The organism is Streptomyces sp. CNZ301 (assembly GCF_004217425.1).
This window is the reverse complement of record NZ_SHLG01000001.1, coordinates 5,528,560-5,540,324: the sequence shown is the minus strand read 5'-3', so window position 1 is coordinate 5,540,324 and position 11,765 is coordinate 5,528,560. Positions and strand designations below refer to the sequence as shown.

8 protein-coding genes and 1 tRNA gene are annotated in these 11,765 nt (G+C 69.0%); 3 read left to right on the top strand and 6 right to left on the bottom strand.

Annotation, left to right across the window (positions count from 1 at the left end):
- Positions 1–46: 46 nt before the first annotated feature.
- Positions 47–132: transfer RNA gene (locus tag EV375_RS23825), tRNA-Leu, on the bottom strand.
- A gap of 452 nt (positions 133–584) precedes the next feature.
- Between EV375_RS23825 and EV375_RS23820 the strand changes: the two genes are divergently transcribed.
- Both EV375_RS23820 and EV375_RS23815 read left to right on the top strand, forming a co-directional pair.
- Positions 585–1,373 (top strand): ABC transporter ATP-binding protein, encoded by a 789-nt coding sequence (locus EV375_RS23820; protein WP_486588676.1) that lies wholly within the window; start codon positions 585–587, stop codon positions 1,371–1,373.
- Between the two features lie 180 nt (positions 1,374–1,553).
- Positions 1,554–4,109, top strand: a complete 2,556-nt coding sequence (locus EV375_RS23815) for an ABC transporter permease (RefSeq protein WP_130301432.1) — start codon at positions 1,554–1,556, stop codon at positions 4,107–4,109.
- A 134-nt stretch (positions 4,110–4,243) separates the two neighbouring features.
- Here the strand turns inward: EV375_RS23815 and EV375_RS23810 are convergent, their stop codons facing one another.
- From EV375_RS23810 to EV375_RS23795, 4 genes are read right to left on the bottom strand one after another with little or no spacing between them, the layout of a single operon-like run.
- Positions 4,244–5,440, bottom strand: coding sequence for a Gfo/Idh/MocA family protein (locus EV375_RS23810; protein WP_130301431.1), 1,197 nt, complete (start codon positions 5,438–5,440; stop codon positions 4,244–4,246).
- Between the two features lie 58 nt (positions 5,441–5,498).
- Entirely contained in the window at positions 5,499–6,890 is a 1,392-nt protein-coding gene (locus tag EV375_RS23805) for an ABC transporter substrate-binding protein (RefSeq protein WP_486588675.1), read from the bottom strand.
- 11 nt (positions 6,891–6,901) lie between these two features.
- Complete coding sequence (locus tag EV375_RS23800) at positions 6,902–7,849, bottom strand: carbohydrate ABC transporter permease (RefSeq protein WP_130302083.1); 948 nt, start codon at positions 7,847–7,849, stop codon at positions 6,902–6,904.
- Positions 7,850–7,877: 28 nt separating this feature from the next.
- Entirely contained in the window at positions 7,878–8,783 is a 906-nt protein-coding gene (locus EV375_RS23795) for a carbohydrate ABC transporter permease (RefSeq protein ID WP_486588778.1), read from the bottom strand.
- Positions 8,784–8,989: 206 nt separating this feature from the next.
- On the opposite strand from EV375_RS23795, the gene EV375_RS23790 reads away from it, so the two are divergent.
- Positions 8,990–10,174: an ROK family transcriptional regulator gene (locus tag EV375_RS23790; protein WP_130301430.1), complete on the top strand. Its 1,185-nt coding sequence runs from the start codon at positions 8,990–8,992 to the stop codon at positions 10,172–10,174.
- Between the two features lie 54 nt (positions 10,175–10,228).
- On the opposite strand, the gene EV375_RS23785 is transcribed toward EV375_RS23790, so the two are convergent.
- Positions 10,229–11,569 (bottom strand): SAM-dependent methyltransferase, encoded by a 1,341-nt coding sequence (locus tag EV375_RS23785; RefSeq protein ID WP_130301429.1) that lies wholly within the window; start codon positions 11,567–11,569, stop codon positions 10,229–10,231.
- Between the last annotated feature and the right edge of the window lie 196 nt (positions 11,570–11,765).

Sequence of the window (11,765 nt, the reverse complement as noted above, 5' to 3'; positions counted from 1 at the left end):
GGCTCATGCAAGAGGTGCCGGACCGGTACGGCTGATGCGCAATGGGTGGTGCCCGGAGCCGGACTTGAACCGGCACGGCCCTCAGGGCCAACGAGGTTTAAGCTCGTCGTGTCTACATTCCACCATCCGGGCACCGGCTCCGGACCCGCGATCGGTTACTCAGCGCGCGGGCTCCTATACCCCAGGGTGCAGGAAGAGCCTATCCAGCGTCAGACCCCCAACTGCGGGGCGTCAGCCCGATGTTGTCTTATTTTATGGGCAACTGACGAGGCGTCAGTACCGCGTCTCCCACTTCGGAGCGCGTCCGGATCACGTCCCTGGCGCGGGGAAATGACGGAAAGTCGCCGTCCGGACACCGGAATCCGCCTTCCGCCGACCGCCTCGCGCCTCCCGCCCGCCCCCATGTGAGATGCCCGCCCGCCGTCTCGGGGACGCCGTCATACCCAGGGATGACCGCGCGACCGGGAGGTACCTCGCAAGGCGTGCCCCGATACCGGCATGGGGGGTGATCCGCCGGGGGCGCACAGGAGGACAACATGGTGTGGTCCCGAGATCCGTACACCGTCCGACAGGAGCGCACTCCCGTGACAACCACCTACTCCTCCCGCGTACCGGCCGCCGCAGCGCCCGCCGGCATCGCCGCAGCGCGCGCCACGGACCTCTCGAAGGTCTACGGGCAGGGCGAGACCAAGGTGGTCGCGCTCGACCGGGTCTCCGTCGAATTCCGCAAGGCCGAATTCACCGCGATCATGGGGCCGTCGGGGTCCGGCAAGTCGACCCTGATGCACTGCATGGCCGGCCTCGACTCGGTCTCCAGCGGCAGCGCCGTCATCGGTGACACCGAACTGACCAAGCTCAAGGACAAGAAACTGACGAAGCTGCGCCGCGACCGCATCGGCTTCATCTTCCAGGCGTACAACCTGCTTCCGACGCTCAACGCCCTGGAGAACATCACGCTCCCCCTCGACATCGCGGGCCGCAGGACGGAACAGGCCTGGCTGGACCGCGTCATCGAGACGGTGGGGCTCTCCGGACGGCTCAAGCACCGCCCCAGCCAGCTCTCCGGCGGTCAGCAGCAGCGCGTCGCCGTGGCCCGCGCGCTCGCGAGCAGGCCGGAGATCATCTTCGGCGACGAGCCGACGGGCAACCTCGACTCCCGCGCCGGAGCGGAGGTGCTCGGCTTCCTGCGCAACTCCGTACGGGAGTTGGGCCAGACGATCGTCATGGTCACCCACGACCCGGTGGCCGCCTCCTACGCGGACCGCGTCGTCTTCCTCGCGGACGGTCGCATCGTCGACGACATGTTCGGGCCGACCGCCGAGTCGGTGCTCGAGCGCATGAAGAACCTCGACGCCAGGGTGCGTACGAACTGAGCCGCGCCCGGGCGGGCACCCCGCGGGACCCACGACCGCGCCACTCCCGCCGAGGCGATCAACAGCAGGACCCGGCGCCGGAGCCGGCCCAGGACAGCCGGGCCGCCGGACTCCGCGGTCCCCAGAACCCCGCGTTCCCGGAACCCCACGACCCCGGAACCCCGAACCCAGGACTCACCGATGCTCCGTACAGCCTTGCGCAACGTCTTCGCGCACAAGGCCCGGCTGCTGATGACCGTGCTCGCCGTGATGCTCGGCGTGGCATTCGTCTCCGGCACCCTGGTCTTCACCTCGACCATCTCCGACGCGTACCAGAAGAGTTCGGAGAAGGGCTACAGCAACGTCGACCTCGCCATCGAACCGGCGGCGGGCGGCGATCCCGGACCGCCCGGCCGGCCGCCGGGTGACCAGAAGCGGCTGACCCAGGCCACTCTCGACAAGGCGCGCGGGCTGCCCGGCGCCGAGAGCGCCAGCGGCTCCGTCACCGGCTTCACCGCGCTCGCCGACAAGCACGGCAAACTCGTCGGCGAGGGCTGGCAGACCACCGGCGGCAACTACGACTCCGGCCGCAACGGCAAGGGCGAGGACGCCCGTTACCCGATGAAGAACGGCCGGGCACCGCAGAACTCCGACGAGGTGGCCATCGACTCCGCGACGGCGAAGCGCGTCGGCTTCGAGGTCGGCGACACCGCCCGCATGTCGGTCAACGGCCCGGTCCTCAAGCAGCGCGTGGTCGGCATCTTCACCACCGACGACGGAAATGTGGCCGCGGGCGGCACGCTCGTACTCTTCGACACCCCCACCGCGCAGCGGCTCTACGCCCTGCCGGGACAGTACGACCAGATCACGCTGAAGGCCGCGGACGGCACGTCGCAGGCCCAGCTGAAGTCCCAGGCGGAGAAGATCCTTCCCAAGGGCGCGGACGCGGTCACCGGCAAGAAGCTCGCCGCCGACCAGTCCGAGAGGATCAAGGAGGGCATGAGCGGCATGCAGACGGCGATGCTGGTCTTCGCCGGCATCTCGCTGTTCGTCGGCATCTTCATCATCGCCAACACCTTCACCATGCTCGTCGCACAGCGCACCAAGGAGCTCGCCTTGCTGCGCGCAGTGGGCGCCGGCCGCCGTCAGGTGACGCGCTCGGTGCTCATCGAGGCTCTGGTCGTGGGCTCCGTCGCCGCGGTGGCGGGGCTGGGGGCAGGCGTCGGCATCGGGGCGGCCCTGCGTTCGCTCATGGGCAGGTTCGGCGCGACCGTGCCGGACGGGCCGCTCGTCGTGGACGGAACGGCCATCGGGGCCTCGCTCGCCACGGGCATCGTGGTGACGGTGCTCGCCGCCTGGCTTCCCGCCCGCAAGGCCGCGAAGATCCCGCCGGTGGCGGCGATGAGCAGCGTGCACGCGGCGGCGACGACACGTTCGCTGGTCATCCGCAACACGATCGGCGCGCTTCTGGCCGGCGCGGGCACGGCACTGGTGCTGTACGGGGCCGGGATGGACGACCGGGACACGGCCAAGATTCCGCTTTCGGCGGGCGCCGCCACCCTCCTCATCGGCGTCTTCGTCCTGACGCCGCTGCTGTCGCGGCCGCTGATCGCCGCGGCCGCGCCGTTCATGCGGATCTTCGGCGTCTCGGGGAAGCTGGCCCGGCAGAACTCGGTGCGCAATCCGCGCCGGACCGCCGCGACGGCGTCCGCGCTGATGATCGGGCTCACCCTGATCACCGGTCTGACCGTGGTCGCCGGGAGTGTGCAGCAGGCCGTCGAGAAGATGGCGACCGACTCTCTCAGGGCGGACTACACCGTCAGCATGGCCAACCAGACGCCGCTCTCACCGGACGTCGAGCGGAATCTGGCCCGCGAGGACCAGGTCGAGTCGGTGAGCCCGATGCGCAACTCCCCCGCCCGGGTGGGCAGTTCCACCGAGTACCTGACGGGCGTCGACGGCGGGACGATCAGCGACCTCACCGACCTGCCGTTCGTCTCCGGCGGCTGGGACGGTCTGTCCGGCAACAAGGCCGTGGTGGACAAGGACACCGCCAAGAAGAAGAACTGGAAGACCGGTTCCACCTTCCCCGTCACCTTCGAGGACGGGAAGAAGACCCGGATGACCGTCTCGGGGGTCTACGAGGGCAACGAGATGGTGCGGGGCATCATGCTCGACACCGGAACACTCGACCCGCACCTCAAGCAGCCATCGAGCATGCAGGTGATGGTGAAGACGAAGGACGGCGCGAGTAGTTCGGTCAAGGCGTCTCTGGAGAAGGCCCTGGGCAACAATCCGGCGGTGCTCGTCCAGGACGAGAAGGACGTCACGGAGTCCATCGCCAAGATCTTCACGCTGATGCTCAACATGCTCTACGGGCTGCTCGCCATGGCGGTGGTCGTGGCCGTACTGGGTGTGGTCAACACCCTGGCGATGTCCGTCTTCGAACGCTCGCAGGAGATCGGGATGCTGCGCGCCATCGGCCTGGACCGGAGGGGCATCAAGCGGATGGTGCGGCTGGAGTCGCTCGTCATCTCGCTCTTCGGCGGGGTGCTCGGCATCGGACTCGGCGTGTTCTTCGGGTGGGCCGCGGGCAAGGTCGTCGGACTGTCGCTGTCGACGTACTCACTGGTGCTGCCGTGGGAACGGATCGGGATCTTCCTCGGGCTGGCAGCGGTCGTGGGCATGCTGGCCGCGCTGTGGCCGGCGCGGCGGGCCGCCAAGCTCAACATGCTTACCGCGATCAAGACCGAGTAGTCCCGCTGCCGTTGCCGTGCCCACGGGTCCGCCGCGGGCACGGCGACGGCCTGGCACGGGCACAACCGCGGCCCGGTCCCCTCACCCCCGGGGGACCGGGCCGCGGTGTTGCGCAGCGGCTCCTGTGCGGCTGCTCAGCCGGGCGCGTCACCGAAGTCGGGGACGGGGAGCCGCTCGCCGTCCCGCAGCGCCGAGTCGTGCGCGACGACGCCGGGCAGCGTGTAGCGGGCCGCGACCCAGGCGTTGACCGAGGGCAGCGTGCTGTCGTTCACGGCGTTGACGAAGTCGTCGACGAGGAAGTGGTGGCTTCCCTCGTGGCCGTTGGGCGCGTGGGCGAACTCCGCGGGCAGCCGGGCGCGGTCGTGCACCGGAGCCGTACCGGAGATGAAGGCGTCACGCAGCGCGGGCGAGACGTCGGCGAGCGACGGGTCGTCCGCGGAGAGGGTCGGGACGGCCTGAAGATGCTCCGAGACGTCCCGCACGCCGGTCTTGTCCTGCCAGAAACTCACGGTCGCCAGCTGCTCGAAGCTGCCCTCGGTGCCGAAGAAGCGGAAGCGGGACTCCCGGATGTGTGAGGGGTACCCGACGCGGCGGAACTCGTTCGTGCGGAACGATCCCCCGCCTGCGACCTCGAAGAGCGCCGTCGCGTTGGAGAAGTCGTTGCCGAACTGGCTGATCTCCCGGTCGAAGACGCCGTCGCCCCGCTCGTCCCGGACACCGACCGCGCTGACGCTCGTCGCGTACGTCTGCCAGGCGCCCAGCACGCCGCCGATGCTGTGCGTGGGGTAGAGCAGCGGCGGGTAGCTGGCCGTCTCCTTCCACCGCTCGCCCCCGCTGTAGCGGTAGGCGTCGTAGAAGCCGAGGTCCATGTCGTGGACGTAGTCTCCCTCGGCGTAGAACAGCCGCCCGAAGCCGCCGTCGGCGATCTTCTCGCGCGCGTAGACGGTTGCCGGGTTGTAGTGGCTGGTCTCGCCCATCATGTACGTCAGGCCGGTCTCCTTGACGGCCTCGATGATGGCTGCCGTCTCCTCCTCCGACACCGCCATGGGCACGGCGGAGTAGACGTGCTTGCCCGCGCGCAACGCCCGCACCGCCAGCGGACCGTGGGTCCAGCGCTGGGTGAAGAGGGCGACAGCGTCGACGTCGGATTCGAGCATGTCGTCGAACGAGGCCGCGGTTCCCGCCAGCCCTTCCGCGGCGACGAGCCGTTCGGCGCGCTCGGGCAGGAGGTCCGTGACATGTATCGCGCCGACGCCGGGGTGCAGGCGGAAGAGCTTGGCGAACGATCCGGCGAACTGGCCGGCGCCGACGATTCCGATGGAGAAGGGCACGAGCGAAAGCCTTTCCTGTGCGTGCCGTGATTACTCGGTACTCAATTGTTCTGCTGACTCAATTGTCTTGCTCAAAAAGGAAGTTGATCTGTTTGTTCGTCTCCGTGAGGGAGCCGGCCGGGGAGTCGCCCGCGTAGATCTCCTGCATGGCGGGGATCAGCATCGCGTTGATGTCGGCGGCGTGATCGCTGACCGGGAAGGAGAAGGTCGTCCCTTCCTCGATGTGGCGGGTGAAGGGCGAGACGTCAAGCCCGTTCTCGCGGTGGGCGGCTATGGCCCTCTTCGTTCCCCCGGGAGTGGCGGGGAAGACCGTCGCGTCCTTGCCCACCAGCTTCTGGCACTCGTCCGAGGCCAGGAAGGCGACCCACTTCGCCGCGCCCCGCTTGTTCTTCGCTCCCTTCGGTATGGAGTCGGCGAGACCGCCGAGCATCGAGGCACGCTTGCCCGTCGGGCCCTTCGGCGTCGGCGCTATGCCCAGGTCGACGCCCTTGAGACCGGCGAACGTGCTGAGCATCCAGGAGCCGTGCATGGCGAGGGCCGCCTTGCCCGAACCGAGCTGGGTCTCGGGGTGGTTGGTGTCCGAGTAGTCCTCCAGGGGCGCCATGTAGCCCTTCTCGGCGAGGCCGAAGTACCAGCCGAGGGTCTTCTGCAAGGTCTTCTGGTCGTAGTTGTAGTGCTCGCCCCACGGGTTCTTGTCCATGTAATGCCAGCCGGCCGAGGCCGCGAAGGAACTCCACTGTGTCTGGCCGCTGTTGTCTCCCCCGGCGTCGTTGGTGGCCAGTCCGTAGCGCACGACGTTGTCCTTGTCGAAACCGGGCTCGTCCCCGCGCTTGCCGTTCGCGTCGACCGTCAGCCGGGCGAGGGTCTTCTCGAAGCTGCCGCCGTCGCGCGGATTCCAGGCCAGGTCGCGCAGTTCGGCGTCGCTGACGCCGGCCGCCCTGGTGATCTTCTTGTTGTAGAAGACGCCGACCGTGTCCCAGTCCTTCGGGGCGCCGTAACGGTGGCCGTCCCGGCCGATCCACGGTTTCCCGAGGCCCGGTTCGAAGTCCGAGTCCTCGATGCCGCGGGTCGGGCCCAGCTCGTCCAGCGGGCTGAGCGCGCCGAGCCCCTCGTACTGCGGGTACTTCGCGACGTGGTTGGTGAAGACGTCCGGCTGGGTGCCGGCGATGAAGCTCGACGTGAGCTTCGTCCAGTACGAGTCCCACCCGATCTGGGTGATGTCGACGCTCAGACCTGGGTTCTTCTTGTGGAACGCCTTCGCGCACGCCTCGTACGCGGGCTTCTGCGCGGCGTCCCACATCCAGTACGAGACCGTGTGCCCGTCCCCTGCGGAGGAGGCTGCCTGCGGTGCACAGCCGGCGACGGGGAGGGCCAGCGCCAGCGCCACGAAGGGGGCCGCGCGGGCGCGGGCGGACATGCGGCGCCGGTCGCCGCGTGATGCGGTGCTCATCCCACTCTCCTTCACTTGATGCCGCTGAAGCCGATGGAGTTCACGATGCGTTTCGCCAGCAAGGCGAAGATCAGCACCATGGGCAGCGCGGCGACGAAGGTCGCCGCCATCAGGCCGGCCCAGTCGGTGCCCGTCTGCGGGGTCTGCGAACGGAAGACGCTGAGCGCGACGGTCAGCACCCGCGAACTGCCGCTGTAGGAGACCATCAGCGGCCAGAAGTACTCGTTCCAGGCAGTGATGTAGGTGAGGATGCTCAGTGTCGCGACGGGAGCCGTGGACATCGGCAGGATCAGCCGGAAGAAGACGCGGACCCGCCCGGCCCCGTCGATGAGCGCGGCCTCCTCCACCTCGCGGGATATGCCGAGGAAGAACTGACGCAGGAAGAAGACGGCGAACGGCATCGTCATGAACACCATCGGCGTCGCGATGCCGAACAGGCTGTCCACCAGGCCGGTTTGCTTGATCAGTACGAAGTTCGGCAGCAGCGTGAAGACGGCGGGGATCATCAGGCCGCCCAGCACGAAGCCGAACACCGCGTCCCGCCCGCGCCAGCGCAGCCGGGCGAAGGCGTACGCGGCCATCGCGGCGAAGAACACCTGGAAGAAGGTGACGAGCGTGGCGACCACGACCGAGTTCGCCAGGTAGCGCCAGAAGTCGAGCGAGCCGCCTGACCCTCCCTCGGCGAGCGCCTCCTCGGTGCTCTGCAGCCCGAAGACCCTGAGGAAGCCGCCAGGACTGAAGTCGACGGGGAGCGGCGAGGCAGGCGCCTGCGCCAGGGCCGTGTTCGTGGACAGGGCCGTCCTCAGCATCCAGTAGAACGGGAACAGCGTGATCAGGGTGACCCCGGCCATCGCCGCCCAGGCCAGCACACGCCCCCACGAGAGCGGACGCCGCTCTCGCTTCGGGCCGGCCGGCTCCCCGCGGGTCTCCGGTTCGCTGCCGGTCCCCGCATGCGTCATCGTTGCCGTCACTTCGGACCTTCCCTTCTCAGCCGAGGTCCGAGCGGCCGGCGCGCATCAGCCGGTACTGGAAGACGGTGATGGCGGTCAGTACGAGCATCAGGGCCACAGATATCGCCGAGGCGTAGCCGAACTGCAGGCGGTCGAACGCCAGGTCGTACACGTACAGCTGCAGCACGTTGGTGGCGTTGGCGGGCTTGCCGTCGGTGGTGACCGAGACGGTGTCGAACACCTGGAACGAGCCGATGACCGTGATGATCAGGACGAGCGACAGGATCGGCCGCAGCAGCGGAAGGGTGATGGAGCGGAACATGCGCCACTCGCTCGCGCCGTCGACGCGGCCCGCCTCATAGACCGTCGGCGGTATGGACTGCAGTCCGGCGAAGATCAACAGCGCCGTGTAGCCCACGTGCCGCCACACGTTGACGAGAGCGATCGTCGGTATGGCCCATGAGGCGTCGCCGAAGAAGGCGATCCGCTCGAAGCCGAGCCATTCGATGATCTCGTTGCCGACTCCGAGCTGCGTGTCCAGGATCCACAGCCACACGATGCCGGCGACGACGTTCGAGACCAGGTAGGGAGCCAGGACGACCCCCCGGAGAACCGTCGAGCTGGTGAGCCTGTGCATCAGCACGGCTATCAGGAGCGCGACGACGGTCTGCACGCCGATGTTGACCACGACGTAGTGCAGGGTCACCCCCAGCGAGTCCCAGAAGACCGGGTCGTTGACGAGGCGCCGGTAGTTGTCGAGGCCCACCCACTTCTCCGGGGAGAGCAGGTCGAAGCTGGTGAAGCTCAGATAGACGCCGCGCAGCGTCGGCCACACCAGGAAGGCCAGGTACCCGATCATCGCCGGGGCGACGAAGAGGAGAGCCGTACGGGCTTCTCCGGGAGCACGTCCCGGGGCCGGGCTCGCAGTCGTCGGTTTGATCACGGCCACCGGCAGACCTCCTCGTCCGCACCGCCTCAGGGGTTCATCTCGATGGATTTACTTCTACGTGGAAGTTATTGTGAGTGTCAAGGCGTCTCACACGGAAGATTCCGTGCCGAAATCGAGCACGTATAGTTCTGCACGGAACTTAACCGGGGCTCGCATAGGCTGAGATTCCCCACGTCCAAGTACCGTCGCGGAGGCTGTGATTGAACGGTTCGAAGAGTCCGGGCAGTTCGGGTGGGTCGGCCCCGAGCTGGAGGCCGCTGACTCCCACGGAGCGCGCGGTCGCCATCGAGGTGCTCAAGAACGGCCCGACCTCCCGCAGTGAGATCGCCCGGCAGCTGGGCATGTCCGGCGGCAGCCTCACGCGTCTCGCGAAGCCGCTGATCGACTCCGGCCTGCTGCTGGAGGGGCTCACGCCGGCGACCACAGCGGGGCAGGGCCGCCCGGGGCGTCCGCTGGACATCGTCACCGAGCCCTGGCACTTCGTGGGTCTGAAGATCACCGGCGACATGGTCTACGGGGTGGTCACCACTCTGAAGAGCACCGTGGTCCGACGGGAGGACCGCAAGCTGGGCTCCTCCGAGCCCGATGCCGTCGCCGATGTCGCTCACTCGATCGTGCGGTCCTTCGCCGAGGAGTTCCCGCATCTCGCGGGCATCGGCGTCGGCCTCGCAGGCCCGGTCCGTGGACGGTCCGTGGCCGTCGACTCCCCGTACCTGGGCTGGCACGAGGTGGCTTTCGCCGGCCTTCTCGAGGAGCGGACCGGACTGCCGGTGGTGGTGGAGAACGACGTCGCGGCGCTGGTCGAGGCGGAGACATGGTTCGGCGCCGGGCGCGGCTTCGACCGCTTCGCCGTCCTGACCATCGGCGCGGGCATCGGCTACACGCTCGTCATCAACGGGGAGGCCGTCCGCCCCTCCGACGACTACCACGGCACGGCGGAGCGCTGGATCCTCGACCCGTCCGGCCCGCTGACCCCCGAAGGTGAACGCGGCAGCGCCGCCTCGCTGCTCACCGTCCAGAGCATCGAGCACCAGGTCCGCGCCGCCACCGGCCACTCCCTCGGCTACGAGGAGATCCTGCGGCACGCCCGCGAGAAGGACCCGGCGGCCTCGCGCGTCATCGGCGAGGCCGCCCGCGCACTGGGCATCCTCATCTCGCACATCGCGAACTTCGCCCTGCCGGAGAAGATCCTGCTCGCGGGCGAGGGTGTGGGGCTGATGGACGTGGCCGGGGACGCGGTCTTCGACGCCATCCAAGCGCACACGAATCCGCACGCCGACCCGGTGAACCTGGAGACGAAGGTCTCCGACTTCCACGACTGGGCACGCGGCGCCGCGGTGCTCGCGATCCAGGTGCTCGTGCTCGGCGACGAGACCGCCGAGTGACCGGAGGGGGTACACCGGTGGCGGTGCACCCCCTCCGGTCACGCCTCACGACCGTCACACCGCGCGCCACTCCCTGGTGCGCAGCGGCAGCCCCGACGCGCCGCCGGGCGGGGTGCGGACCGCGAGGATCTGGTTGATGCCGATCCGGTTGTGCTCGAAGGCGAGCGCCGAAGCGGCCATGTACAGCCGCCACACCCGCGCACGTCCGTACGAGCTGAGACGTGCGGCCTCGCTGAAGGCCGCCTCCAGGTTGGCGACCCAGGCGCGCAGCGTCAGCGCGTAGTGCTCGCGCAGCGATTCGAGGTCGCGCACCTCGAACCCCGCCTCCTCCAGCACGGAGGCCGTCTGCCCGACGGGAGCGAGCTCTCCGTCCGGGAAGACGTACGCGTCGATGAACTCGTCGACCTCGTAGGCGGATTCGTCGCTCACGGGGCGGCGCCCGATCTGGTGGTTGAGCAGGCGCCCGCCCGCCCGCAGCAGCTCGTACAGGTCGCCGGCGTATTCGCGGTAGCGCTCCCGGCCGACGTGTTCCGCCATACCGATCGAGGAGATCGCGTCGTACGGTCCGTCGCGCACCTCGCGGTAGTCCTGCACGCGGACCTCCACACGGTCCGTCAGCCCCTCCTCCGCCACGCGCTTGCGGGCGTACGTGGCCTGCTCCTGCGAGAGCGTGATGCCGACGGCACGCACCCCGTACTCGCGCGCCGCGTGCAGCACCAGCGAGCCCCATCCGCATCCGACGTCCAGCAGCCGCTGCCCCTCACGCAGCGCCAGCTTGCGGCAGACCAGGTCGAGTTTGGCGCGCTGGGCGTCCTCGAGCGTGAAGGTCTGCCCCGCCGCCGCGGGCTTCCAGTAGGCGCACGAGTAGACCATGCTCGGGCCGAGGACGAGCCGGTAGAAGTCGTTGCCCACGTCGTAGTGGTGGCTGATGGCCCGGCGGTCGCGGCTGCGGGTGTGCCGGACACCCAACCGCCTGCGCCGCTCCTCCGCGGGCGGTGACGGCGGCGGCAACGTGCCTCCGAGCACGAGCAGTTCACGGACGGCGGCGCGTACACCCGGGTCGCGTACGCGGTCGAGAGCGGCGCGCAGCCGGCTCGGCGAGGGCTCCCGCTCGCTCTCGTTCTTCTCCCACATCAGGCCCGCCAGCCGGTCGAGCAGCCCGTACAGCTCACCGTCCCCGTCGGTGTCGAGCTCCCCGGCCACCCAGGCGCGGGCCAGGCCCAGTTCGCCCGGCCGCCACAGGACGCGGCGCAGCGCGCGCCGGTGGCGTACGCGGAGAACGGGAGCGCCGGCCGGTCCGGCCTCACTGCCGTCCCAGGCGCGGATGCGGACGGGGAGAGGCGCGCCGAGGAGCCGTTCGATGAGGGCGCTGAGTCGTGACGCGACATCGGTCATTGCACACACCTCCATACGGAAGGGGTGGAACCCCGTATATGCAACACGATTGTCGTGCGAACCATGCCGACTCACACACCGGTTTGTCGCCGCGTCACCTCGCGGAAAGAGTGCGAGGTCCGTGCGGGAACCGCGAAGGGGGCGCCCGCCCCACGGATGGCGGACGCCCCCTTCGCGGAGGTCTTCGGTGTCCTTC

Coding starts and splice junctions, on each gene's coding strand:
- EV375_RS23815 (WP_130301432.1), top strand. CDS start 1,554: ATGCTCCGTACAGCCTTGCGCAACGTCTTCGCGCACAAGGCCCGGCTG.
- EV375_RS23785 (WP_130301429.1), bottom strand. CDS start 11,569: ATGACCGATGTCGCGTCACGACTCAGCGCCCTCATCGAACGGCTCCTC.
- EV375_RS23800 (WP_130302083.1), bottom strand. CDS start 7,849: ATGACGCATGCGGGGACCGGCAGCGAACCGGAGACCCGCGGGGAGCCG.
- EV375_RS23805 (WP_486588675.1), bottom strand. CDS start 6,890: ATGAGCACCGCATCACGCGGCGACCGGCGCCGCATGTCCGCCCGCGCC.